This window comes from Microbispora siamensis, assembly GCF_016863095.1.
In the GTDB taxonomy this organism is placed as follows: Bacteria; Actinomycetota; Actinomycetes; order Streptosporangiales; family Streptosporangiaceae; genus Microbispora; species Microbispora siamensis.
Genome location: NZ_BOOF01000041.1, coordinates 70,366 through 94,217 on the forward strand (window position 1 = coordinate 70,366; position 23,852 = coordinate 94,217).

General features: G+C 71.7%; 23 protein-coding genes. 15 read left to right on the plus strand and 8 right to left on the minus strand.

Translation table 11 applies throughout. The features are described 5' to 3' along the window. Positions 1-23: 23 nt before the first annotated feature. The 3 genes from Msi02_RS31365 to Msi02_RS31375 all read left to right on the plus strand — a co-directional run bounded on the left by Msi02_RS31365 (position 24) and on the right by Msi02_RS31375 (position 3,841). Positions 24-1,274, plus strand: coding sequence for a DUF3500 domain-containing protein (locus tag Msi02_RS31365; RefSeq protein ID WP_204051547.1), 1,251 nt, complete (start codon positions 24-26; stop codon positions 1,272-1,274). 121 nt (positions 1,275-1,395) lie between these two features. Next, positions 1,396-2,406 (plus strand): CaiB/BaiF CoA transferase family protein, encoded by a 1,011-nt coding sequence (locus Msi02_RS31370; protein WP_308441842.1) that lies wholly within the window; start codon positions 1,396-1,398, stop codon positions 2,404-2,406. Between the two features lie 355 nt (positions 2,407-2,761). Next, the gene (locus tag Msi02_RS31375; protein ID WP_239108861.1) at positions 2,762-3,841 is read left to right on the plus strand and encodes a lytic polysaccharide monooxygenase auxiliary activity family 9 protein; all 1,080 of its coding nucleotides are present in this window, start codon (positions 2,762-2,764) and stop codon (positions 3,839-3,841) included. A gap of 402 nt (positions 3,842-4,243) precedes the next feature. On the opposite strand, the gene Msi02_RS31380 is transcribed toward Msi02_RS31375, so the two are convergent. Together Msi02_RS31380 and Msi02_RS31385 are read right to left on the minus strand one after the other, a co-directional pair. After that, the gene (locus tag Msi02_RS31380; protein WP_239108862.1) at positions 4,244-4,942 is read right to left on the minus strand and encodes a SanA/YdcF family protein; all 699 of its coding nucleotides are present in this window, start codon (positions 4,940-4,942) and stop codon (positions 4,244-4,246) included. A 3-nt stretch (positions 4,943-4,945) separates the two neighbouring features. Next, entirely contained in the window at positions 4,946-5,953 is a 1,008-nt protein-coding gene (locus tag Msi02_RS31385; protein WP_204051548.1) for a COX15/CtaA family protein, read from the minus strand. 139 nt (positions 5,954-6,092) lie between these two features. Between Msi02_RS31385 and Msi02_RS31390 the strand changes: the two genes are divergently transcribed. Continuing rightward, entirely contained in the window at positions 6,093-6,818 is a 726-nt protein-coding gene (locus tag Msi02_RS31390) for a GntR family transcriptional regulator (RefSeq protein ID WP_204051549.1), read from the plus strand. A gap of 10 nt (positions 6,819-6,828) precedes the next feature. Here the strand turns inward: Msi02_RS31390 and Msi02_RS31395 are convergent, their stop codons facing one another. From Msi02_RS31395 to Msi02_RS31405, 3 genes are all read right to left on the minus strand, one after another. Next, a complete protein-coding gene (locus tag Msi02_RS31395; protein ID WP_204051550.1) occupies positions 6,829-7,740 on the minus strand; it encodes an EamA family transporter in 912 nt (303 codons plus the stop codon). Positions 7,741-7,866: 126 nt separating this feature from the next. Continuing rightward, positions 7,867-8,583 carry an ABC transporter permease gene (locus tag Msi02_RS31400; RefSeq protein WP_204051579.1) on the minus strand — a complete coding sequence of 239 codons (717 nt, stop codon included), beginning with the start codon at positions 8,581-8,583 and terminating at the stop codon, positions 7,867-7,869. Between the two features lie 56 nt (positions 8,584-8,639). Further along, a complete protein-coding gene (locus Msi02_RS31405) occupies positions 8,640-9,596 on the minus strand; it encodes an ABC transporter ATP-binding protein (RefSeq protein WP_204051551.1) in 957 nt (318 codons plus the stop codon). Positions 9,597-9,933: 337 nt separating this feature from the next. Here Msi02_RS31405 and Msi02_RS31410 point away from each other — a divergent pair, with 337 nt between their 5' ends. The 11 genes from Msi02_RS31410 to Msi02_RS31460 all read left to right on the plus strand — a co-directional run bounded on the left by Msi02_RS31410 (position 9,934) and on the right by Msi02_RS31460 (position 20,453). Then, positions 9,934-10,671 (plus strand): helix-turn-helix transcriptional regulator, encoded by a 738-nt coding sequence (locus tag Msi02_RS31410; protein WP_079318787.1) that lies wholly within the window; start codon positions 9,934-9,936, stop codon positions 10,669-10,671. Continuing rightward, positions 10,644-12,080: a Fe-S cluster assembly protein SufB gene (sufB, locus tag Msi02_RS31415; RefSeq protein ID WP_275414193.1), complete on the plus strand. Its 1,437-nt coding sequence runs from the start codon at positions 10,644-10,646 to the stop codon at positions 12,078-12,080. Before Msi02_RS31410 ends, sufB begins: the two co-directional genes overlap by 28 nt. Next, positions 12,080-13,204 carry a Fe-S cluster assembly protein SufD gene (gene sufD, locus Msi02_RS31420; RefSeq protein ID WP_204051552.1) on the plus strand — a complete coding sequence of 375 codons (1,125 nt, stop codon included), beginning with the start codon at positions 12,080-12,082 and terminating at the stop codon, positions 13,202-13,204. Before sufB ends, sufD begins: the two co-directional genes overlap by 1 nt. Continuing rightward, entirely contained in the window at positions 13,201-13,530 is a 330-nt protein-coding gene (locus tag Msi02_RS31425; RefSeq protein ID WP_204051553.1) for a non-heme iron oxygenase ferredoxin subunit, read from the plus strand. Before sufD ends, Msi02_RS31425 begins: the two co-directional genes overlap by 4 nt. 6 nt (positions 13,531-13,536) lie before the next feature. Continuing rightward, positions 13,537-14,313, plus strand: a complete 777-nt coding sequence (gene sufC / locus Msi02_RS31430) for a Fe-S cluster assembly ATPase SufC (RefSeq protein WP_204051554.1) — start codon at positions 13,537-13,539, stop codon at positions 14,311-14,313. Then, entirely contained in the window at positions 14,313-15,575 is a 1,263-nt protein-coding gene (locus Msi02_RS31435) for a cysteine desulfurase (RefSeq protein WP_139573120.1), read from the plus strand. The genes sufC and Msi02_RS31435 overlap by 1 nt, the downstream gene beginning before the upstream one ends. Positions 15,576-15,578: 3 nt before the next feature. Further along, a complete protein-coding gene (sufU, locus tag Msi02_RS31440) occupies positions 15,579-16,016 on the plus strand; it encodes a Fe-S cluster assembly sulfur transfer protein SufU (protein ID WP_204051555.1) in 438 nt (145 codons plus the stop codon). Between the two features lie 67 nt (positions 16,017-16,083). Then, positions 16,084-16,482 carry a metal-sulfur cluster assembly factor gene (locus Msi02_RS31445; protein WP_079318723.1) on the plus strand — a complete coding sequence of 133 codons (399 nt, stop codon included), beginning with the start codon at positions 16,084-16,086 and terminating at the stop codon, positions 16,480-16,482. Positions 16,483-16,898: 416 nt separating this feature from the next. Beyond that, positions 16,899-18,455, plus strand: coding sequence for a DEAD/DEAH box helicase (locus Msi02_RS31450; RefSeq protein ID WP_204051556.1), 1,557 nt, complete (start codon positions 16,899-16,901; stop codon positions 18,453-18,455). 142 nt (positions 18,456-18,597) lie between these two features. Beyond that, positions 18,598-19,812, plus strand: coding sequence for an SDR family oxidoreductase (locus tag Msi02_RS31455; protein ID WP_204051557.1), 1,215 nt, complete (start codon positions 18,598-18,600; stop codon positions 19,810-19,812). Then, positions 19,713-20,453: an alpha/beta fold hydrolase gene (locus Msi02_RS31460; RefSeq protein WP_204051558.1), complete on the plus strand. Its 741-nt coding sequence runs from the start codon at positions 19,713-19,715 to the stop codon at positions 20,451-20,453. The genes Msi02_RS31455 and Msi02_RS31460 overlap by 100 nt, the downstream gene beginning before the upstream one ends. Here Msi02_RS31460 and Msi02_RS31465 read toward each other — a convergent pair. The 3 genes from Msi02_RS31465 to Msi02_RS31475 form a co-directional block, all read right to left on the minus strand. Then, complete coding sequence (locus tag Msi02_RS31465) at positions 20,416-21,375, minus strand: carbohydrate ABC transporter permease (RefSeq protein ID WP_204051559.1); 960 nt, start codon at positions 21,373-21,375, stop codon at positions 20,416-20,418. The genes Msi02_RS31460 and Msi02_RS31465 overlap by 38 nt on opposite strands. Further along, positions 21,375-22,289, minus strand: a complete 915-nt coding sequence (locus Msi02_RS31470) for a carbohydrate ABC transporter permease (RefSeq protein WP_204051560.1) — start codon at positions 22,287-22,289, stop codon at positions 21,375-21,377. Before Msi02_RS31470 ends, Msi02_RS31465 begins: the two co-directional genes overlap by 1 nt. A gap of 151 nt (positions 22,290-22,440) precedes the next feature. Next, positions 22,441-23,697, minus strand: a complete 1,257-nt coding sequence (locus tag Msi02_RS31475) for an extracellular solute-binding protein (protein WP_204051561.1) — start codon at positions 23,695-23,697, stop codon at positions 22,441-22,443. Between the last annotated feature and the right edge of the window lie 155 nt (positions 23,698-23,852).

A 23,852-nucleotide genomic window follows, 5' to 3' on the forward strand; every position in this document is an offset into this window, starting at 1 on the left:
ACTGAGCGCCGAAAGGGCCCGTCATGCCCGGTGAGTTTCGCCAGCACCTGTTTCCGTACGACCACCCGAGGCTGGCTGAGGTGCGGGGCCTGGACCCCTACGCCTACGGCGAGTTCGCCAAGAAGCCGGGCACGTTCACCGGTGGCCTGATCGAGGGCTGGACGCCGCTGTACAAGAACGACTTCCGCGGCATCACCGAGGACGGCGCCCTCCGGGAGGGCCTCTACCCGCTGACGCCCGCCGAGCCGGGGGAGGAGGCGCCGGTCGCGGCGATGGTGGCCGCCGCGAACGATCTGCTCGCCGTCCTGGACGACGAGGGGCGCGAGCGGATCTGTTTCCCGGTCGACGCCGTGGAGTGGCAGACCTGGGCCAATCCGGAGTTCATGCAGTTCGACACCGGGCTGCGGCTGGACCTGCAGCCGCAGCTCGTGCGCGAGAAGGCGCTGGCCCTGATGCGCGCCTCGCTCTCGCCGGAGGGTTACGAACTCGCGCACGGGATGATGCTGATCAACGGCTTCCTCGGAGAGGTCGTCGGACTGGAGAGCATCCTCAACGAGTTCAGCTACAACATCGCCCTCTACGGCACCCCGGACCCGCGGGCCCCGTGGGGCTGGCAGCTCTACGGCCACCACTGCGCCCTCAACTGCCTGGTCGCCGAGGGCCGCATGGCGCTGTCGCCGGTGTTCCTCGGCGCCGAGCCCGACGAGATCGACGCGGGCCCGCGCGCCGGGCTGCGCGGCCTGTTCGCCGACCGGGTGGACCTCGGCCTGCGGCTGATGGCCGCCTTGCCCGGCGAGCAACGGCGGCGGGCCGTCGTCTACGAGCGCATGGACGACCCCGCCATGCCGGAGGGCCGGGTGCACCCGGGCGACGAGCGGCACCTGGCCGGGGCGTTCCAGGACAACCGGGTGATCCCGGTCGAGGGTGTCCGGGTCGCGGACATGCCCGCCGAGGCCCGGCGGCACGCCCTGGCGATCGCCGAGTCCTTCGTGAAGCCGCTCCCGCGGGGCCCGCGCGCCGCCCGGATGCGGGAGATCGCCGAGCACCTCGACGACACCTGGTTCTGCTGGATCGGCGGTCACGAGCCGGGCGACGTCTTCTACTTCCGGTTGCAGTCCCCGGTGGTCATCGCCGAGCTCGACCACCACTGCGGCGTCTTCCTCGACTACGACACCCCCAAGCCGTTCCACGTCCACACCGTGCTGCGCACCCCGCACGGCAACGACTACGGCCGCGCCTGGGTCCGGCAGTGGCAGGAGCGGCGGGCGCGGTGAGCCACGACCGGCAGCCGGGCGCCGAGGCCCGGCATCACATCGCCAACCTGCTGCACACCTACACCGGCATCGCCGATCGCAAGGACGTCGACGCCGCCGTCGCGCTGCTCGGCTCATCAAGGTGGAAAACCCCGGGAGCGGGGACGACACCAGGGGCTGGGGGCCGCCTTTCGCCCAGCCGGAGACCGGCGGCCGTGAGTCGACGTACTTCCTGTCGGCCAACCGGAACAAGGAGTCGATCGCCCTCGACCTGAAGGACGACGCCGACCGCGAGGTGCTGACGACACTGCTGCGGCGGGCCGACGTGCTCATGGAGAACTTCCGGCCCGGCACGTTGGCCCGGCTCGGGTTCGGCACCGACGTCCTGGCGGTGCTGAACCCGCGGCTGGTCGTGTTGTCGATCAGCGGTTTCGGGCACGACGGGCCGGAGGGCGGCCGGGCGGGCTACGACCAGATCGCCCAGGGCGAGGCCGGGCTGATGTCCCTGACCGGGTCCGATCCGGACGATCCCCAGCGCGTCGGCGTCCCGATCGCGGACCTGCTGGCCGGCATGTACGGCGCCTACGGCGTGCTGGCCGCGCTGGTGGAGAAGGAACGCACCGGCCGTGGCCAGGTGGTGCGCACCTCGCTGCTCGCGGCGATCGTCGGCGTGCACGCCTTCCAGGGGACGGCCTGGACGGTCGCCGGCCAGGTCGGCCGGGCGCAGGGCAACCATCACCCGTCGATCGCGCCGTACGGGCTGTTCCGCTGCAAGGGCGGATCGGTGCAGTTGTCGTGCGGCAGCGAGTCGCTGTGGCGCCGGCTCTGCGCCGAGTTCGGCCTGGACCCCGAGACGCCGGGCATGGCGACCAATGCGGAGCGCGTGGGCGACCGGCAACGGGTGATCGAGTTGCTCGAGGACGCTTTCGCGCACCATCCCGCCGAGGAACTGCTGGCCCGGCTGGCCGCGGCCGGCATCCCGGCCGGCAGGGTGCGCACGATCGACGAGGTCTACACGTGGGGGCAGACCCTGTCGCAGGGGTTGCTCGTCGACGTGGAGCACGACACCCTCGGCCGGCTGCGACTGCCCGGCCCCTCCGCTGCGCTTCTTCACCCCCGGCCCGGACGGCGAGATCGAGACCACCCGCCGTGAGCACGCCGCCCCGCCGGTGCTCGACGCCGACGGCGCCGCGATCCGCGCGGAGGTGGCCCGGAGCGCCGGCGGCGTCCCCCGGCGGCCTCGGCCGACCTGACGGATCCTCGGCACGGTCGCCGGCGGGACGGCGGCCCGGGATCGTCCGGCCGGGCCGCTTGGCCCGGACGGCCGGTGCGTGTTTCAATCACTGTGCGCGGTGGCCACTTGATGGGTGGGCTCCAGGAGGGCGTGCGGCGATGCCGCATGCGTTCTTCTCGTACGACAGCCTCGACGGCGCGCCCTTCCCCGGAAGGCGTGCCCGCCCACCATGAGGAGAACCCCCACCATGGGAACCCCCACCACGGGAAGCGCAATGCAATCCCCGCGTCCGAGATCGCTGTCCCTGAGATCCGGGCGAAAGCTCGCCGTCCTCGCCGCGGTGGCGGCCGTGCTCGCCGGCCTCGTCGCGGTCCTGACGCAGACGGCGGCCGAGGCGCACGGCGCCCTGCAGGCCCCCGCGAGCCGTACGTACGCGTGCTACACCGACGGCCTCACCGGCGGCCAGATCATCCCGAAGAACCCCGCCTGCAAGGACGCCGTGGCGGCCGGCGGCACCCAGCCCCTCTACGACTGGTACGGCGTGCTCCGCTCCGACGGGGGCGGCCGCACCCGGGGCTTCATCCCCGACGGCCAGCTGTGCAGCGGTGGTTTCAGCAAGTACGCCGCCTACGACGCGCCCAGGGCCGACTGGCCGACCACCACGCTGAAGGCCAACAGCACGTACGACTTCGTCTACGGCGCGTGGGTGCCGCACCCCGGCGGCTTCAAGCTCTACGTCACCAAGGACGGCTACGACCCGACCAAGCCGCTGACGTGGGCCGACATGGAGGAGCAGCCGTTCCTCACAGTCGACCCCGAGCCCGCGGTCAGCAACGGCGCCTACCGCTTCTCCGGCAGGCTGCCCAACAAGAGCGGCCGGCACATCATCTACGCGGTCTGGTACCGGTCGGACAGCCAGGAGACCTTCTACGGCTGCTCGGACGTGAACTTCGTCAATGACAACGCCACGCCCAGCCCCTCGCCGAGCCCGTCACCGAGCGCCTCGCCCACCAGGAGCCCGTCGCCGAGCCCCTCGGCCTCCCCGACGGCCGGGAACCCGGCCTGCACGGCCACGGTGAAGCTGACCAACACCTGGCAGGGCGGCTTCCAGGGCGAGGTCACGATCAAGAACACCGGCACCGGCCCGCTCAACGGCTGGTACGTCCAGTGGCAGATGTCGAACGGTGCGACGATCACCCAGGCGTGGAACGGGACGTCGATGCAGAGCGGGCCGTTCGCCATGATCCACGCGCCGGAGTGGAACTCCTCGCTGGCCCCGGGGGCCTCGGCCACGGCCGGGTTCCTCGGCAGCGGGTCGGCCACGCCGACGATCAGCGACATCAGCTGCGGCTGAGCGGATCCCGGCGGTGCCGGGCGGCCGGGCGGGACCCGATCTCGCCGGGTGCGGCCCGGCACCGGACTCCGCGGGTGACGCCCGGGGACGCCGTCACGGCGGCTCCCCGGGCGTTGCGCGATGGGTGGGCGGAGGAGGATCCGCCTCGTACCCGCGGTGCGATAGCCACTGTGGGTGTGGCCTCACCTCCCTCTGGGGATGGTGGGAGCGCTCCCACATGGCCCGGACCCTAACGCGCCGCGCCGTCACCGGCCAGCGGACGCGCCTCCGACCGCCCTGTCCGCCCAGCTCAGGGCGTGCCGCCCGATGAAAGTTTCGCCGCGCCGCCCGTTGTGCCGCCCGATGAAAGTCCGGCCGTGCCGCCCGTCGTGCCGTCCTCTCCGGACGCCCGGGAGGCGAGAGTCAGCGGGCCACCGCGCGGTCGAGCGCGGTCTCGCGACGGCCGAGGAAGCGCGGCGAGGAGTGCAGGACCAGGCCGTCCAGCATGCCCTTGGCCGAGGCGGGGAACTCCCTGACGGCGTAGGCCACCGTCTCAATCGGCCAGTCGCGGCTGGAGTCGTCGCCGACGCCGAAGGCGTCCAGCCCGGCCGCGCGGCACAGCGCGACGGCCCGGGGAAGATGGAACACCTGGGTCACGACGACGAGACGGGACGCGCCGAAGATCGTCTTGGCCCGTACGCAGGAGTCCCATGTGTCGAACCCGGCGTAGTCGAGCACGATCCTTTCCGCCGGCACGCCGCGGGAGACGAGATAGCCGCGCATGACCGAGGGCTCGTCGTAGTCCCTGCGGCTGTTGTCGCCGGACAGCAGCAGGGCCCGCACCCTGCCCGTGCGGTACAGCTCGGCCGCGATGTCGAGCCGGGCCCTCAGCATGGCGGACGGATTGTCGCCCTGGACACCGGCGCCCAGCACGAGCGCGGCCGGCATCGCGGGCACCTCGGCGGTCCAGCGCTTGCCCGGCTCGGCCGTCACCCGGTGGGCGGCGCTCGTCAGCCAGGCCCAGGTCATCGGCACCAGCGGCAGCACGCTCAGGGCGACCAGCCCCTGGAAGCCCCGGCGCAGGGCCGTACGGGACCAGGTCCAGGGGCGCAGGGCGCGCACTGGTCAGACCCCCGCGTGGTGGAGCTCCGGCTGCTCGGGAGCGGGGGCGGGGGCGGGGCCCCGGGTCCGCATCAGGAACACGACGCGCAGCGCGCAGACCCACACGAGCGTCGCTCCGAGCACGTGCAGGAGCACCAGCGCCGCGGGGACGGCGAGGAAGTACTGCACGTACCCGATCACACCCTGGGACAGCTCCACCCCGAGCAGCACGAGCGCGGCGCGCCGTACGCGCCCGGGGGAGTCGGTGACGTGCAGGGCGAACAGCAGGGCGAACGTCAGCCCGACGACGACGTAGGCGATGTCGGTGTGCAGCCGCACCACGCTCTGGATGTCGAAGCCGAAGCGGGAGGCGGCCTCGTCTCCCGAGTGCGGTCCGGTGCCGGTCACCACCACCCCGGCCAGCAGCAGCGCGAAGGCGGCCGCGGCCAGCACGTATCCGAGCGTGCGGATGTCCCTGTGGACCAGCCGTTGCGCAGGGGCATCACCCTCGCCCGCCCGGGCGAACAGCACGACGGCCGCGGCGGTCATGCCGATGGACAGCAGGAAGTGCACGCTGACGGTCACCGGATTGAGCATCGTGTGGACCACGAGCCCGCCCCACAGGGCCTGGACGACGACGCCGACCGGCTGCAGCAGCGCGAGCCGCAGCAGGACCGGGCGGCCGCGCTCGCCCCGGGACAACTGCCACGCAGCGATCACGGACGCGACCGCGACCGCGAGCACGAGGAACGACAGCAGCCGGTTGCCGAACTCGATCGCCATGTTGACCGGCGCGTGCGTGTCGATCCTCGCCGGCACGAAGCTGTCCGGCGTGCAGCGCGGCCAGGTCGGGCAGCCGAGGCCGGAGCCGGTGACGCGGACGGCGGCGCCGGTGACCGTGATGCCGACGTTGACCACGATCGCCGCCAGCGCCCACCGCCGCATGGACTCGCTCGTCGGGAACATGAACGAGCGGTAGAAGGCGAGCAGCGTGCCGCGGATCCGGTCAGTCGTGGGATTCACGGATTTCATCGTAGGCGGCCCCGCGGGTGGTCCCTTCCCCGGCCCACGTGCCGTCCGGCGATGCCCGGGCGGGCACACGCTGATCGTTTCCCCCGGCACAGGCCGGTACGATCGGCCGTACGGGACCGAGGAGGGCGGTGGCCGGTCGATGGGCGGGGCGTGGGACGGCCCGGCGGGCCGCGAGCGCGACGACCACCGCGCGCCGGGCGCCGGAGCGCGGCAGAACCTGCGCGAGCAGGTGGCGCAGGCGCTGCGCGACGCGCTGGTGGCCGGGGAGATGCGGCCCGGCGTCGTCTACTCGGCCCCCGCGCTGGCGGCCAGGTTCGGGGTCTCGGCCACACCGGTGCGGGAGGCGATGCTCGACCTCGCCAAGGAGGGCCTGTTCGAGGCCCTGCGCAACAAGGGCTTCCGGGTCGCGGAGGTGTCCGAGCGCGACCTCGACGAGATCATCGAGATCAGGCGGCTGATCGAGGTGCCCACGGTGGCCCGGCTCGCCGGACAGTCCCTGGTCGCGGAGGCCGAGGGGCTGCGCCCGATCGCCGAGGAGATCGTCTCGGCCGCGGGAAGGGGCGATCTGCTCGCCTACGTGGCCGCCGACCAGCGGTTCCACCTCGCGCTGCTGGCCCTGTCGGGCAACGCCCGGCTGGTCGAGACGGTCAGGGACCTGCGCGCCCGGTGCCGGCTCTACGGGCTGCGCGGGCTGCACGGGCTGCACGGGCTGTCCAGTGCGCGGATGATGGCGGCCTCGGCGCGCGAGCACCTCGACCTTCTCGACGCTCTCGTACGCGGCGACGCCGCAGCGGCCGAGAGCCTGATGAACCACCATCTCCAGCACGCGCGCGCGATCTGGTCGGCGCACCCGCCCCCGGCCTGACCGGTACGGCTCAGCCGTCGCCGACGCGGGTGGCGCCGATGGAGGCCACGACCACGCAGCCGATCGCCGCCCACTCGCGGACCTGGAGCACCTCGTGCAGGACGAACAGGCCGACGAGCGCGGCGGCGGCGGGCTCCAGGCTCATCAGGATGCCGAAGACCCGCTTGGGCATCCGGCGCAGCGCCTCGAGTTCCAGCGAGTAGGGGATGACCGAGGAGAGCAGGCCGACCCCCGCACCGATCAGCAGGACCTCGGGCCGCAGCAGGCCGCTCCCGCCCGCGGTGACCCCGATGGGCGCGATGACGACCGTGGACACGATCATGGCGAACGACAGCCCGCTCGCGCCGGGGAAGCGGGCGCCCGTCGCCGCGGAGAACACGATGTAGGCGGCCCAGCACGCCCCCGCCAGCGCCGCGAACCCGATGCCGGCCCAGCTCACGGTCCCCGCCCCTCCCCAGGGGGCGAGCAGGATCACGCCCGCGGCGGCCAGACCCACCCACAGCAGGTCGAGCCGGCGGCGGGAGGACAACACGGCCAGGGTGAGCGGCCCGATGAACTCGATGGCCACCGCGATCCCGATCGGCAGCCGGGCGAGGGCCTCGTAGAACGACAGGTTCATCAGGCCGAGGCTGAGCCCGAACGCGACGCCGACGGCGAGGTCGCGCCGCGACAGCCCGCGCACCTTGGGCCGGGCGATGGCCAGCAGCATGAGGGCGCCGGTGGCGATGCGCAGGAAGACCACGGCCGAAGGGGGCAGCTGCGTGAACAGGTTCTTGGCCAGTCCGGCGCCCACCTGGACCGACAGGATGCCCAGCAGCACCAGCCCCGACGGCGGTATCGCGTCCGAGGCGGCCCGCAGCACCCGGCCGGGCGACGGCCTCATGCGATACGGCTCGGCTCCCGGAAGGGATTCAGCGGTCATGCCGGCAACCCCACAAAATGGCATAGATCACGAACAAACGCCGCAATCATATGCGCCGGCCGTCAGGCCGCAGGTGAGGCCCCCGGTATCACCGCAGGCGGCCCGCTCATTTCCGGGGGCCCGGTGTCATTCCCAGCGGAACGTGCGGGCGGCCAGGGCGAGCGCGGCGACCGTCCAGCACAGCAGCACGAGCAGCGGGCCGCCGGGGAAGCCGCCGCCGTCGCTCAGGACGGTCCGCAGGCCCGAGGTGAGCGCGCTGATCGGCAGCAGCCCGAGCACGTGCTGCACCCCGGCAGGGACCCGGTCCAGCGGGAACAGCACGCCGCCGAGCCCGAGCAGCACCAGGTACACGAGGTTGGCCCCGGCCAGCGTGGCCTCCGCCCGCAGCGTGCCCGCCATGAGCAGGCCGAGGCCGCTGAAGGCCGCCGTGCCCAGCAGCAGGAGCGGCAGGGCCCACAGCGGGTCGCCGTGGGGCGACCAGCCGAGCGCCAGCGCCACCGCGACGATCACCACGACCTGCAGCGCCTCCACGGCGACGACCGCGACGGTCTTGGCCAGCAGCAGCCCGGCCCGCGACAGCGGGGTCGCGCCCAGGCGCTTGAGCACGCCGTACCTGCGCTCGAAGCCGGTCGCGATCGCCTGCCCGGTGAACGCGGTGGACATGACCGCGAGCGCGAGGATGCCGGGGGCGACGAAGTCGACGCGCGCGCCGCCGCCGACGTCCACCAGCGGGGCCGTGGAGAACCCGACGAGCAGCAGGATCGGGATGATCATCGTGAGCAGGAGCTGCTCGCCGTTGCGCAGCATGGCCCGGATCTCCGCGCCCGCCTGGGCGAGGACCATCCGGTGCAGCGGCGCGGCCCCCGGCCGCGGCGTGAGGTCCAGCGTGGCGATCGTGCTCACCGCAGCTCCCTGCCGGTCAGTTCGAGGAAGACGTCCTCCAGCGTGCGCCGCTCGATGCGCAGGTCCTCGGTGGTGACGCCCTCGGTGGCGCACCAGGCGGTGACGGTGGCGAGCAGCTGCGGGCCGACCTGCCCCTCGATGATGTAGTGCCCCGAGGGCGACTCCTTGGCGGCGCTGCCCGGCGGCAGCGCGGCCAGCAGTTCCTCCAGGTCGAGTCCCGGGCGCGCGCGGAACCTGAGCTGACGCTCGGCGCCGGTCAGCGACGCGGGCGTGCCCTCGGCCACCACCCGGCCGTGGTCGATGACCACCACGTGGTCGGAGAGCTTCTCGGCCTCGTCCATCTGATGGGTCGTCAGCACCACCGACACCCCGGCGGCGCGCAGCGCGGCGACCAGGTCCCAGCAGGCGTGCCGCGCCTGCGGGTCGAGCCCGGCGGTCGGCTCGTCCAGGAAGACCAGTTCCGGCCGCCCGATCACCGCCGCCGCGAGCGACAGGCGCTGCTGCTGGCCGCCCGACAGCCGCCGGTACGGCGTGCGCCTGTGGTCGGCCAGGCCGAGCAGGCCGAGCAGGGCGTCGGGGTCGAGCGGGTGGGCGTAGAACCGGGAGACCACCCGCAGCCACTCGCCCGCGCGGGCGGCGGGAGGCACCCCTCCGGTCTGCGGCATGATCCCCAGGCGCGGCCTGAGAGCGGGGTCGGCGGGGTCCAGGCCGAGCACGCGCACGGTCCCGCCGTCCGGCCGGCGGAAGCCCTCGCAGATCTCGATCGTGGAGGTCTTGCCCGCGCCGTTCGGCCCGAGGATCGCCGTGACGGCGCCCCGCGCGCAGGTGAGGCTCAGCCCGTCGACGGCCGTGGTGCTTCCGTAGCGCTTGACCAGCCCGTCGATCTCGACCGCCGGCGCGCCGTCGCCCGCGCTGCCGAGCGTGCTCTCGAACGTGCTGTCAACCCCCGGCACTCCCACCGGCCTCCCCTCACAGGACCGACCGCCGGAGCCGGCCGGATGCGGCCGCCCTGGTCAGTCGTCGACGGCATCGAGTCTAGGGAGCGGGAGGCGCGCTCTCGTCGGCGAGTGCCGCCATTCCAGCCCTGAGAGGTAAAGGATGTGGAAAAGTCGCGTCATCGCAGGTTAGGTAAGGCTTACCTGCGTGAGAAATTGCATCTCCGCCGACCTCGCCTTGGGTTTGTCGCCGGGGAAGGAATTACGGCACACTGATGTTGTGAAAAACGTGCAGGGGAAGCAGAGCGCCGAGAAGGCCGTGGTGACACGGCCTGTTCCGGCAACCCCTGTGCACATGGACATCAGTGCCGAGCGCGGCACCCGGGCCAGGGTGGCGCGGCTCATCCTGGAACACGGCCCGGTCACCGCGGCGGCGCTCGGCGAGCGACTCGGGCTGACCCCGGCCGCGGTGCGCCGCCATCTCGACGCGCTGCTGGCCGAGGGCATGATAGAGCCCCGTACGGCCCGCCCGCGCGGCCAGCGAGGGCGCGGCAGACCGGCGAAGATGTTCGCGATCACCGACGCCGGCCGCAGCGCCTTCGTCCACGCCTACGACGACCTGGCCGGCAGCGCGCTGCGCTTCCTGGCCGAGCGCCTGGGCGGCGAGGCGGTGTCGGAGTTCGCTCGGGCGCAGGTGTCCGGGCTGGTCGGCCGGCTTGAGGCGCTGATGCGCGAGGTCCCCGCCGAGCAGCGGGTCCGCGTGCTGGCCGAGGCGCTGTCCGCGGAGGGCTACGCGGCCTCGGCGTCCGCGACGGGCAAGGGCGGCGAGCAACTGTGCCAGCACCACTGCCCGGTCGCGCACGTCGCGGCGCAGTTCCCCCAGCTGTGCGAGGCGGAGACCGAGGCCTTCGCCCGGCTGCTGGGCACGCCGGTGCAGCGGCTGGCCACGATCGCCAACGGCGACGGGGTCTGCACCACCCACGTGAGTTCACACGCGCTCGCCGCACGGCACGCGCGTCCCGATCTACCGACCGCCGATCTATCGGCCGCACATCTATCGAGCACATCGACGAGCAAGGAGTCCGGAAGGTGACTGTCACCGACCGCCCGGAGCTGGAAGGCCTCGGGAATTACAAGTTCGGCTGGGCCGACACGGACGTGGCCGGAGCCACGGCCCGTCGTGGGCTGTCCGAAGAGGTCGTCCGCGACATCTCCGCGCTCAAGAACGAGCCGGAGTGGATGCTCGACCTGCGCCTCAAGGGCCTTCGGCTGTTCGAGAAGAAGCCGCTGCCGACCTGGGGCTCCGACCTCACGGGCATCGACTTCGACAACATCAAGTACTTCGTCCGCTCGACGGAGAAGCAGGCCGCGTCCTGGGACGAGCTGCCCGCCGACATCAAGAACACCTACGACAAGCTCGGCATCCCGGAGGCGGAGAAGCAGCGCCTCATCGCCGGCGTCGCCGCCCAGTACGAGTCCGAGGTCGTCTACCACAAGATCCGTGAGGACCTCGAGGAGAAGGGCGTCATCTTCGTCGACACCGACACCGGCCTGCGCGAGCACGAGGAGCTCTTCAAGGAGTACTTCGGCACGGTGATCCCGGTGGGCGACAACAAGTTCGCCGCGCTCAACACCGCCGTGTGGTCGGGCGGCTCGTTCATCTACGTGCCGCCGAACGTGCACGTCGAGATCCCGCTGCAGGCCTACTTCCGGATCAACACCGAGAACATGGGCCAGTTCGAGCGGACCCTGATCGTCGTGGACGAGAACTCCTACGTCCACTACGTCGAGGGCTGCACCGCGCCGATCTACTCGTCCGACTCGCTGCACTCGGCGGTCGTCGAGATCATCGTGAAGAAGGGCGCCCGCTGCCGCTACACGACGATCCAGAACTGGTCGAACAACGTCTACAACCTGGTCACCAAGCGCGCCGTGGCGTACGAGGGCGCGACCATGGAGTGGATCGACGGCAACATCGGCTCCAAGGTCACGATGAAGTACCCGGCCGTCTACCTGATGGGCGAGCACGCCAAGGGCGAGACGCTGTCGGTCGCCTTCGCCGGTGAGGGCCAGCACCAGGACGCGGGCGCCAAGATGGTGCACCTCGCGCCCAAGACGTCCTCGACGATCATCTCCAAGTCCGTGGCGCGCGGCGGCGGCCGCACGTCCTACCGGGGCCTGGTGCAGATCGAGGAGGGCGCGGCCGGCTCGGCCTCGACCGTCAAGTGCGACGCGCTGCTGGTCGACCAGATCAGCCGGTCCGACACCTACCCCTACGTGGACGTCCGTGAGGACGACGTGTCGATGGGCCACGAGGCCACGGTCTCCAAGGTGTCGGAGGACCAGCTCTTCTACCTCATGAGCCGCGGCCTCGGCGAGGACGAGGCGATGGCCATGATCGTGCGCGGCTTCGTCGAGCCGATCGCCCGCGAGCTGCCCATGGAGTACGCCCTGGAGCTCAACCGCCTGATCGAGCTGCAGATGGAAGGAGCGGTCGGCTGATGGGCCTGGAGACCAAGCCGCTGTCGACGCTGCACGAGAAGTCGTCGTACGACGTGGCCGACTTCCCGGTGCCGACGGGCCGCGAGGAGGAGTGGCGCTTCACGCCGCTGTCGCGGCTGAAGGGGCTGCACAACGGCACCGCCGCCGTCACCGGCGGCGTCGTGGTCGACGTCGAGGCCGCGCCCGAGGTGCGCGTCGAGACCGTCGGCCGCGACGACGCCCGGCTCGGCAGGGCCTACACGCCGGCCGACCGGGTCAGCGCGCAGGCGTACTCGTCGTTCGAGAAGGCCACCGTCGTCACGGTGCCGAAGATGACGGCCGCCTCCCGGCCCACCGTGATCACGCTGCGGGGCTCCGGGGCGGGCGCCGCCGCGTACGGGCACATCCTCGTGTCGGTGGAGCCGATGGCCGAGGCCGTGCTGGTCCTGGACCACCGTGGCAGCGCCGTCTACGCCGACAACGTCGAGTTCGACGTGGCCGAGGGCGCGACGCTCAAGGTCGTCAGCCTGCAGGACTGGGACGACGACGCCGTGCACGTCTCCCACCACCACGCGCGGCTCGGCAAGGACGCGACGTTCCGCTCGTTCGTGGTCACCCTCGGCGGCGACCTCGTACGGCTGTCGCCCTCGGTGTCGTACACCGCGCCGGGCGGCGACGCCGACCTCACCGGGCTGTACTTCGTGGACGAGGGCCAGCACCTGGAGCACCGCCTGCTGGTGGACCACAGCGTGCCGAACTGCCGCAGCAACGTGACCTACAAGGGCGCGCTGCAGGGCGACGGCGCCCACGCGGTCTGGATCGGCGACGTGATCATCCGGGCCGAGGCCGAGGGCACCGACACCTACGAGCTGAACCGCAACCTCATCCTCACCGACGGCGCCCGCGCCGACTCGGTGCCGAACCTGGAGATCCTCACCGGCGAGGTCGCGGGAGCGGGCCACGCGTCCGCCTCCGGCCGCCTCGACGACGAGCACATCTTCTACCTGCAGGCCCGCGGCATCCCGTTCGACGAGGCCCGCCGCCTGGTCATCCACGGCTTCTTCGCCCAGTTGCTGGAGAAGATCGAGGTGCCGGAGATCCGCGAGCGGGTCCTGTCCGCGGTCGAGGCGGAGCTGGCCCGATGAGCGCGGAGACCGCCCACTGGGAGAAGGTCTGCCAGGTCGGCGACATCCCCGACGGCGGCGCCCTCGGCCTGGAGGTCGGGGAGACGCCGGTCGCGCTGGTGCGGACCGGCGGCGAGGTCTTCGCCCTGCACGACGTGTGCTCCCACGCCGAGGTCCGCCTCAGCGAGGGCGAGGTCTACGACCACACGCTGGAGTGCTGGCTGCACGGCTCCTGCTTCGACCTGCGCACCGGCAAGCCCACCGGGCCGCCCGCGACCAGGCCCGTCAACGTCTACCGAGTCAAGATCGAAGGCGACGACGTGTACGTCTCGCTCTCGAAGGAGTAAATACAAGTGTCCACCCTTGAGATTCGTGACCTGCACGTCGCCGTGGGCGACAAGGAGATCCTGCGCGGCGTCGACCTGACGGTCCGCAGCGGCGAGACGCACGCCATCATGGGCCCGAACGGCTCGGGCAAGTCCACGCTGGCGTACGCCGTCGCCGGGCACCCCAAGTACACCGTCACCTCCGGCACCGTGCTGCTCGACGGCGAGGACCTGCTGGAGATGTCGGTGGACGAGCGCGCCCGCGCCGGCCTGTTCCTCGCCATGCAGTACCCGGTCGAGGTCCCCGGCGTCAGCGTGTCGAACTTCCTGCGCTCGGCGATCACCGCGGTCCGCGGTGAGGCGCCGAAGCTCCGCGACTTCGCCAAGGAGCTGAAGTCGGGCATGGACGCGCTGTCCATCGACCCGGCCTTCGCCCAGCGCAACACCAACGAGGGCTTCTCCGGCGGCGAGAAGAAGCGCCACGAGATCCTCCAGCTCGAGCTGCTCAAGCCCAAGATCGCGGTGCTGGACGAGACCGACTCCGGCCTCGACGTCGACGCCCTGCGCGTCGTCTCCGAGGGCATCAACCGGTTCCGCGCCTCCGGTGACACCGGCGTCCTGCTGATCACCCACTACACCCGCATCCTGCGCTACGTGAAGCCGGACTTCGTCCACGTCTTCGCCGGCGGGCGCGTGGTGGAGGAGGGCGGCCCCGAGCTGGCCGACAAGCTGGAGAACGAGGGCTACGAGGCATACGTGCGGGACGCGCGAAAGGCTGACACGGCGAAGGCGGCGTCCGCCTGATGAGTGCGCCCGGCTTCGACGTGGAGAGGATCAGGAAGGACTTCCCGGTCCTCGGCCGCGAACTCCCCGGAGGCAGGTCGCTGGTCTACCTCGACTCCGGCAACTCCTCCCAGAAGCCGACCCAGGTGATCGAGACCATGCGCGATCACCTGACCTGGCACTACGGCAACGTCGGCCGGGCGCTGCACGTGCTGGGCAGCGAGTCGACCGAGGCGTACGAGGCGGCGCGCGACAAGATCGCCGCGTTCGTTAAGGCCCCGTCGCGCGACGAGATCGTCTTCACCAAGAACGCCTCCGAGGCCCTCAACCTCGTGGCGTACGCCTTCGGCAACCCCGTCGGCGAGGACGAGCGGTTCCGGATCGGGCCCGGCGACGAGATCGTCATCTCCGAGATGGAGCACCACTCCAACATCGTGCCGTGGCAACTGCTCGCGCAGCGGACCGGCGCGACGCTGCGCTGGTTCCCGGTGACCGACGAGGGCCGCCTCGACATCGGGGGCCTGGAGGAGCTGGTCAACGAGCGCACGAAGATCGTCTCGATCGCGCACCAGTCGAACGTCCTCGGCACGGTCAACTCGGTCTCGCCGATCCTGGCCCGCGTACGCGAGGTCGGCGCGCTGATGATGCTCGACGCGTCGCAGTCGGTGCCCCACCAGCCCGTGGACGTGACCGAGCTGGGCGTCGACTTCGTCGCGTTCACCGGCCACAAGATGGTCGGGCCGTCCGGCATCGGCGTGCTGTGGGGCCGCCGCGAGCTGCTCGACGCCATGCCGCCTTTCCTCGGCGGCGGCGAGATGATCGAGGCGGTCTGGATGGACCGCTCGACGTACGCGCCGGTGCCGCACAAGTTCGAGGCGGGGACTCCGCCCATCGTCGAGGCGATCGGCCTCGGCGCCGCGGCCGACTACCTGACCGCCGTGGGCATGGACCAGATCAAGGCGCACGAGAAGGAGCTGGTCGCGTACGCGCTGGAGGCGCTGCCGGAGGTCCCCGGGCTCAGGATCATCGGCCCGCGCACGCCCATCGCCCGCGGCGGCACGATCTCGTTCACGCTGGAGGGGATCCACCCGCACGACGTGGGGCAGATCCTCGACGACGTGTACGGGATCGCGGTGCGGGTAGGTCACCACTGCGCCCGGCCGCTCCACCTTAGGTTCGGAATTCCGGCGACCACGCGGGCGTCTTTCTACCTGTACAACACGACGGCCGAGATCGACGCACTGGTCCGCGGCCTCCACCACGTGCAGAAGGTGTTCGGCTGAGCCATGATCGGTGAATCCATGTACCAGGAGCTGATCCTGGAGCACTACAAGCATCCCCAGGGGCGGGGCCTGCGTGAGCCGTACGACGCGGAGGTGCACCACGTCAACCCGACCTGCGGCGACGAGGTGACGCTGCGGGTGAAGGTGGCCGACGGCGGCAAGGTGCTCGACGTGTCCTACGACGGTCAGGGCTGCTCCATCAGCCAGGCCGCCGCCTCCGTGCTGCACGAGCTCGCCACCGGGTCCACGGTGGACGAGTCGCTGTCGGTGGTGGACGAGTTCACCCGGCTCATGCAGGGCAGGGGCCAGGTGGAGCCCGACGAGGACGTGCTGGGCGACGCGGTGGCGTTCGCCGGTGTGGCGAAGTTCCCCGCCCGCGTCAAGTGCGCGCTGCTGGCCTGGATGGCGTACAAGGACGCGTTGATGAGGAGCCAGGGATGACCGGCGGCCTTCGGCGCGTTGGTGAGAACGGCGCCGCGCCGCGGGCGCCGCGAGGTGAGGAGACGACGTGAGCAAGCCGACCCAGACCCCCACGGGACCGGTCGCGGAGACGGCCGGCGCCGCCCCCGGCACGTACGACGGGGAGACCGCCCTCGACGACGTGCTGGAGGCGCTGAAGGACGTCGTGGACCCCGAGCTGGGGATCAACGTGGTGGACCTCGGCCTCGTCTACGGCGTCAACCTCGACCCGGCCGGCGAGGGCGAGCGCCCGATCGCCACCATCGACATGACGCTGACCAGCGCCGCCTGCCCGCTGACCGACGTCATCGAGGACCAGGCCAACTCGGCGCTCGCCGACCTGGTCTCCAACGTGGTCATCAACTGGGTCTGGCTGCCGCCGTGGGGCCCCGACAAGATCACCGACGAGGGCCGCGACCAGCTCAGGATGCTGGGCTTCAACGTCTGAGCCGGCTTCCCGCCCGGGGCATTCCGCGCCGTCCCGCCGCGTTCGTACGCGGCGGGACGCGTGGCTTTTCGACCGGTTTCCGTGCGTGCGGCCGTGCCGCGCGCCAGGCGCGCTCTGTGCGCCAAGGCGCGCCGCGACGGCGCGAACGGCCGGCGCGGCGCGGGAATGCCGTACAGTTGTTTTTTGCTTTCCCTTGTGCGACGTGAGTGAAAGGCGTCCGTGAGAGCCGCCGCCCGGCGGTCTCCACTTCTGCGGGACGCGTGCTCACCGCATCATGCGGGCGCAGGCCGCTTCAGTCTCCGGCCCGTGGCGCTCGATCGGTACGGCTCGCCTGCCGTACCCGACCCGGCTCGTCCTTTCGCAGAAGTGACGCGCCCGCGTGTTCCGGCACGTCTTTTCTCGAAAGGCACGATTACGTGACCATCTCTGACCTCGGTGAGGGCACGACCACCCCCGCCGAGTTCGCGGTGCTGGGGCTGCCCAGACCGCTCGTGACAGGGCTCGCCCGGCAGGGCATCACCGCGCCGTTCCCGATCCAGCGGGCGGCCATCCCCGACATCCTCGCCGGGTACGACGTACTCGGCCGGGGCCAGACCGGCTCCGGCAAGACGCTCGCCTTCGGCCTGCCCACCCTGGCCAGGGTCGCGGGGGAGAAGGCGCGCCCCGGCCGGCCCCGGGCCCTCGTCCTGGTGCCCACCCGCGAACTGGCCCTGCAGGTGACCGACGCCCTCGAACCGCTCGGCCGCGGGCTGTCGCTGCGCACCCGCACGGTCGTCGGCGGCATGTCCATGGGCCGTCAGATCGAGGACCTGCGCCGGGGGGTCGACATCGTCGTCGCCACGCCCGGCCGCCTCACCGACCTCATCGAGCAGGGCGAGTGCGCGCTGGACGACGTCCAGATCACCGTCCTCGACGAGGCCGACCACATGTGCGACCTCGGGTTCCTGCCCGTGGTCAGCGCGCTGCTGGCGCGCACGCCCGCCGACGGGCAGCGCCTGCTGTTCTCCGCGACGCTCGACGGTGACGTGGACACACTGGTCAAACGCTTCCTGACCGACCCGGTGATCCACTCCCTGGACCCGGCCACCTCCTCGGTGGAGACGATGGAGCACCACCTGCTCCAGGTGCACCGCGACGACAAGGCGGACGTGACGGCGGAGATCGCCAACCGGGCCGGCCGTACGATCATGTTCGTCCGCACCCAGCACGGCGTGGACCGCGTCGTGAAGCAACTCGCCCGCTTGGGGGTCCGCGCGGGCGGTCTGCACGGCGGCAAGCGGCAGAACCAGCGCACCCGCATCCTCGACGGGTTCCGCGAGGGCACCATCGGGGTGCTCGTCTGCACCGACGTCGCCGCCCGCGGCATCCACGTGGACGACGTGAGCCTCGTGCTGCACGTGGACCCGCCGGCCGACCACAAGAGCTACCTGCACCGGGGCGGCCGTACGGCCCGCGCGGGCGAGCGCGGCGTGGTGCTGACGCTGGTCCTGCCGAGCGAGCGCCGCGCCACCGAGTCGATGACCCGCAAGGCGGGCGTGACTCCGTCCCGCCACCGGGTGGCGCCGGGCGACCCGATCCTGGCCGAGATCGCCGGGGCCCGGCGGCCGAGCGGCGAGGCCGTCCCGGTGTGGGAGCCCGACGTGCGCAGGCCGCTGCGGCCCGCGCGGGACGACCGTACGCCCGGCCGTCGCCGGCACGGCGGGGACCGCCACCGCGGCGCCGACCGCCCGGGCGACGGGGACGGCCGGCGCAGGCCGTCCGACCAGGGTGAGCGGCCTCGCGGTCCCTGGACCGGCGACGGTCGTACCGAGCCCCGCGGCGGCCACCGTCGTGGCCGCGCCGGGGGGCACGGCGGCCAAGGCGGATACGGAAGCCAGGGCGGACACGGCGGCCAGGGCGGGCGCGGAGGCTACGGCGGGGACGGCGGCCGTGGCGGGCGCCGCGGCAGCGGAAGCCGCTTCACCGGCCGCTGATCCCTACCGTCCTCCCCACCACCACCGGGCCGTCCGTACGGGCGGCCCGGTGGCATGTGGGCCCCTGTTGACACAAACTATGTAGACCGGTCTATTCTCCCGGCATGATTGATAAGACGGCCGCGGTCAGCATGGTGGCGTCGTGAGCGCCGGGGATCGGCACGCGCTGGTCCTGGGCGCGACCGGCTTCGTCGGACGGCACCTGGTCCTCGCGCTCGGCCATGCCGGCGTCCGGGTGAGCACGGCCAATCGGAGCCACGAGTCCTACCGGCGGCTCGCCCGCTGGCTGGCCGAGCACGGGCATGACGAGGCCCCGGCCGACCTCCGGGTCGATTTCGCGAAGCCGTCCCCGTTCGAGGGGCCGCTGATCGAGGGGGCGGCCGACGACGTCACTGAGGTCTACAACTGCGCCGGCGCCTACCGGTTCGGCATGTCGGCGGACGAGGCTCGCCGGGCCAACGTCGACAGCGTCCGCGCGGTCGTCGCCTTCGCGGCGCGGCTGCCGCGCCTGCGCCGGCTCGTCCACGTCTCGGGGTATCGCGTGGGCCGGCAGGACTCCCGTCCCTGGAGCGAGGAGCGGCGGCGAGAGACCTACCGGGCCCTGGGCGCGTACGAGGCGTCCAAGATGGAGGCGGACGCCGTCTTCCGGGCCGAGGCGGAGCGGCTGGGCGTTCCCTGGTCGGTCGTCAATCCGGCCAGCGTGATCGGTGACAGCGTCACCGGCGAGTCCGGCCAGTACCTCGGGCTCGCGTCGACCCTGCGCGACCTTTGGCAGGGCGGCCTCGCGGCGGTTCCGGGGAACGCGCGGACGTTCGTCCCCGTGGTCGCGGTCGACCACCTCGCCCGGTTCATGACCCTGCTGCCGGTGGACGAGACCGCCCAGAGCGCCTCCTACTGGCTGCTGGACGACGACACGCCCGCGCTGCCCGGCCTGATCGCGCTCGTCGCGGAGCACTACGGGGTCAGGGCGCCCCGGGTGCGGGTTCCGGTGGCCCTGGTGAAGCGCCTGCCCCGCCGGCTCACGAAGGCGGATCCGGAGACGCTGACGTTCCTGTCGGCCGACCGTTATCCCACCGGCTCGGCGCGTGCCTTCGCCGCCCGTCATGGGCTGACCATGCCGGACACCGCCACGACGATCCGCCGCTGGGCCGACGACCTGGCGGCGAGCCGGTTCGGGGACGCCCCCGCCGACGGCAGGCGGTTCACCGGCCCGGGCGGGGTGCGGACGTTTGAGCTCGGCGAACCGGCGCGCCCACGGTGGTGCTGCCTGGCCTGCCGGTCAACGCCGACACCTGGGCGCCGGTCGTCGCGGCGCTGGGCCGGGCTCGCGCCGCCGACCTGCCTGGGCTGGGGATGAGCGCGGGAGGCCGCGACGACTGGCCGTCCTGGCTGACCGCCCTCGTGACCGAGACCGGCGCGCGTCACCTGGTCGGCCACTCCATCGGCGCCGCGGCCGCCGTCGAGGCCGCGGCCGCCCATCCGGAAACGGTGGACCGGCTCACGCTCGTGGCGCCGTTCTTCCTCCAGCCGCGCTCCGCTCCCGCCGCCCGGCTTCCGGCCCGCTGGTATCTCACCCGGGTCTCTCCGCGGGCGCTGGCCGAGCGGCTCACCGGAGACCCGGCGCACGCGACCGCCCTCGAATCGAGCGTGGCGGATCTGCGCCGCGGCGCCGCCGCCACCGCCGCCCGGCTCCTGGCCGCCGCGGCGTCGCCGCGGTGGCGGGCGGACCTCCGGGCCGAGCTGGCGCGTTACCCGGGAGACGTGCACGTCGTCGTGGGCTCCCGCGACCCTCTCGGTCCGGAAGGACGGGCCCTCCTGGACACGCTCCCGCGGGCCACCGTGACGGTGATCCCGGGCGCGGGTCATCACCCGCAACTGACGCACCCCGAGGAGGTCGCCCACGCCGTCGGCGGGTGGAACGCCTCCCCGGGAGCGCCTGCCGTCCAGCCCTTCAGAACGTTCAGCCCTTCAGGCCGCTCAGCACGATTCCGCGGGTGAAGTAGCGCTGGAAGGCGAGGAAGAAGGCGATCGACGGCAGGGAGGCGAGCAGGCCGCCCGCCATGATCGCCCCTTGGTGTTGCGCGCCCCCGAAGTACGTGTTGAGGCGGGCCAGCGCGACCGGGATGTTGGCCATCTCGTCGCTCTGCACGATGATCAGCGGCCACAGGAAGTTGTTCCACTCGGCGAGCACGATGAAGATCGACATCGCGGCGAGGGCCGGGCGCAGCAGCGGCAGCACGATCTGCCACCAGATGCGCCACTCCCCGGCGCCGTCGACCCGGGCGGCCTGGATGAGCTCGTCCGGCACCGAGTGGAGGAACTGCACCAGGAAGAACAGCACGAACGCCTTGGCCAGCGCCGGGACGATGTAGCCCTGGTAGGTGTCCAGCCAGCCCAGGTTCCGCATGATGACGTAGTTCGGCACCAGGGTGGTCTGCCAGGGCACCATCATCGAGGCGACGATCAGCAGGAAGATCAGCCGCCGCCCCGGCACGCGGTGCTTGGTGATCACGTACGCCGCCAGCGAGGCGATCAGCAGCGACCCGACCGTGATGGCGACCGTGATCACCAGGCTGTTGAACATGAAGCGGCCGAACCCGAAGTCCACCTGGAACCGCTGGAAGATGCCCTGGAGATGGCCGGGGTTGACCTGGGTGGGGGAGTAGCCGGGGTCGTAGAAGTTGCTCAGCGTGGGATGCTCGGGCACGAACGACGGTGGCTGCCGGTTGAGCTCCGTCACCGGCTTGAACACCGTGATCAGCATCCAGTAGAACGGCGCGATCATCGTGAGCGACAGCAGGTAGAACGGCAGGCGCAGCAGATGGCCCCGCCAGGTGGCGCCCGACCCGGCGGCGGGCGCCTGCCGGGGCGCGGCGGCGGGATCGGCGACGAGCGGGGTGGTCGTGGGGGCGACGGCCATCACAGCTCCTTCAGGGCGCGGCCGATGCGGAGGTTGACCATGCTGAGGGCGAAGATGATCAGGAAGAGCACCCACGCGATGGCCGAGGCGTAGCCGAGCTTGAAGTGCGTGAAGCCCTGGTCGTACAGGTAGGGCACGATCATCAGGCCCGAGTCGAGCACGCCGCCGATGTTGTTGGTGCCACGGAACACGATGTAGACGGCTTCAAAGACCTGGAAGGCCCCGATGAGGCCGGTCACGACCACGTACGTGGTGACCGGGCGCAGCAGCGGCAGCGTCACCCGGCGGAACTGCTGCCAGCTGGTGGCGCCGTCGATGCGGGCCGCCTCGTAGTACTCCTGCGGGATCGTGTTGAGCCCGGCGACGTACAGCACCATGCCGTAGCCCATCCCGCCCCAGACCGACATGAGCACGAGGATGGGGATCGTCAGCCCGGGGGTGGCGAGCCATTCGACGGCCCTGCCGCCGAACCAGGTCATGACCGTGTTGGCCAGGCCGAAGTCGCCCGGATTGAAGATCCACTTCCAGAGCAGCATGAGCGCGATCGACGAGGTCACCGAGGGCAGGAAGAAGATCGTCCGCATGATGCGGTGCGGCCAGCTCGACCCGCTGAAGGCCAGCGCGAGGCCGAGCGACAGCAGCGTCCCGATCCCGACGGACGCCACGACGTAGAGGAAGGTGTTGCCGAGGGCGTGCCGGAACCGGTCGTCGTCGAACAGCAGGCGCCGGAAGTTCTCCAGCCCCTCGAACTCGGGTGCGTTCACCCCGTCGAACTTGGTGAAGCTGAGGTAGAGCGAGTTGGCCAGCGGCCAGACGAGGAAACCGGCGAACAGGCCGAGGAACGGCAGCAGCATCAGATAGGACGTGCCGTAGCGGCGCCATCGTTGCCGGGGTGCGGCGGCGTGGGTTGCCATGTCGTCTCCAGTCGGGTCGTTCCCCGTGCGAGGGAAACCGTGGGCGGACCCGGGCCGGTGCGGGGTCGGGCGGCACCGGCCCGGGCAGGTGTGGAGGACGGAGGCCGCGGCCGGTGAGGGGTCAGGCGTCACCGGCGAGCCACGGCCGTCCCTATCCGGCGTTGCGCTCCATGACCTTGGCGGCCTCGGCCAGCGCCGTCTTCACGTCGGCATTGCCGAGGATCGCGGCCTGGAGCTGCTTGGCCACGTCGGAGGCGCTCTCGTCCCAGCCAGGACACCCGGGCGCCGCCGCACCGGTCTTGATGATCTCCGCGAACACCGCCGAGTGCTCCGGCGTGAACGGGGAGTCGGCGACCTTGTCCGGGCGGGGCGGGATGTAGGCGACGTTGCGGGCCTTCGACTCCGCCGACACCGCGTCGACGGCCTCGTCGGTGTAGAGGAACTTCACGAAGTCCGCCGCCTGCTGGATGTGCTTGCTGTACGACGTGACTCCGACGGCCCGGCCGCCGATGAAGGTCGTGGGCCCCGCCGGGCCGACCGGCAGCGGGGCGATCGCCCACTTGCCCTTCAGCTTGGGCTTGCTGGTGTCGATGGCGAGGGCGTTCCAGTTGCCGCCGTAGACCATCGCGGTGCCCGCGTCCAGCGCGTCGGAGGTCGTCACCGTGTCCTTCGGAGCGCCGTGCTCGCGGTACAGGTCGATCCAGTACGACAGCGCCTGCTCGGCCTGCGGGGTGTTCAGCGAGGGCTTGCAGTCCGGCGTGTAGAAGCTGCCGCCGGCCTGGTAGAGGAAGTTGAAGTAGCCGATCCAGTCGAGGTTGCCCCAGTCGATGCTGATCGGCGTCTTGACCCCCGACTTCTTGAGCTTCTCGATGTCGGCGGTCAGCTCGTTCCAGGTCTTGGGCGGCTCCTTGAGCCCGGCCTTCTCGAACAGGTCGGTCCGGTAGTAGAGCGCCTCGGTGGACATGTCGAGCGGGATGCCGTAGACGGTGCCGTCGGGGGAGACGGCCGACTTCCACTGGGCGGGCTGCGCCTTGGCCTGGAGCTGCTCGATGCCGTACTTGCGCAGGTCGACCATGCCGCCGCGCAGGCCGAACTGGATGGTCCAGGTCATGCCGCCGGAGATGATGTCGGGCCCGCTGCGGCTGGTCGAGGCCGCGAGCAGCTTCGCGTACGCGTCGTCCCAGCTCAGCGTCTGCACCTTGATCGTCACGTTGGGGTGCGACTTCGTGTACAGGTCGGCGGCCTTCTGGAAGGCCGCGCTCTCGTCGTCGCCCCCGGTGGACCACCACGTGATGGCGGCGGGGGCGTTCGCGTCCGCCTGCTTGGTCTCCGGCGTGCCGCTGGTGGCGCAGCCCGCGCCGAGGGCGGCGATCAGGGCGGCGCAGGTGGCCGCCGTCGTTCGTCGCATGGACGTCTCCGATCTCTACGGAAAGTGATCGACTGACATGTCGCGCCCCCCGAGAGGCGGCCCGCCGCGAGGCCGTGTCCGCGCGGCGCACCTCCCACGCTTGGAATTCGTGCAGAGTCCAGCACTAAACCGGATTAGTTTCAAGAGGGCGTTTC

Coding starts and splice junctions, on each gene's coding strand:
- Msi02_RS31365 (WP_204051547.1), top strand. CDS start 24: ATGCCCGGTGAGTTTCGCCAGCACCTGTTTCCGTACGACCACCCGAGG.
- Msi02_RS31375 (WP_239108861.1), top strand. CDS start 2,762: ATGCAATCCCCGCGTCCGAGATCGCTGTCCCTGAGATCCGGGCGAAAG.
- Msi02_RS31385 (WP_204051548.1), bottom strand. CDS start 5,953: ATGAAATCCGTGAATCCCACGACTGACCGGATCCGCGGCACGCTGCTC.
- Msi02_RS31390 (WP_204051549.1), top strand. CDS start 6,093: ATGGGCGGGGCGTGGGACGGCCCGGCGGGCCGCGAGCGCGACGACCAC.
- Msi02_RS31395 (WP_204051550.1), bottom strand. CDS start 7,740: ATGACCGCTGAATCCCTTCCGGGAGCCGAGCCGTATCGCATGAGGCCG.
- Msi02_RS31400 (WP_204051579.1), bottom strand. CDS start 8,583: ATGGTCCTCGCCCAGGCGGGCGCGGAGATCCGGGCCATGCTGCGCAAC.
- Msi02_RS31410 (WP_079318787.1), top strand. CDS start 9,934: ATGGACATCAGTGCCGAGCGCGGCACCCGGGCCAGGGTGGCGCGGCTC.
- sufD (WP_204051552.1), top strand. CDS start 12,080: ATGGGCCTGGAGACCAAGCCGCTGTCGACGCTGCACGAGAAGTCGTCG.
- Msi02_RS31425 (WP_204051553.1), top strand. CDS start 13,201: ATGAGCGCGGAGACCGCCCACTGGGAGAAGGTCTGCCAGGTCGGCGAC.
- Msi02_RS31435 (WP_139573120.1), top strand. CDS start 14,313: ATGAGTGCGCCCGGCTTCGACGTGGAGAGGATCAGGAAGGACTTCCCG.
- sufU (WP_204051555.1), top strand. CDS start 15,579: ATGATCGGTGAATCCATGTACCAGGAGCTGATCCTGGAGCACTACAAG.
- Msi02_RS31465 (WP_204051559.1), bottom strand. CDS start 21,375: ATGGCCGTCGCCCCCACGACCACCCCGCTCGTCGCCGATCCCGCCGCC.
- Msi02_RS31470 (WP_204051560.1), bottom strand. CDS start 22,289: ATGGCAACCCACGCCGCCGCACCCCGGCAACGATGGCGCCGCTACGGC.
- Msi02_RS31475 (WP_204051561.1), bottom strand. CDS start 23,697: ATGCGACGAACGACGGCGGCCACCTGCGCCGCCCTGATCGCCGCCCTC.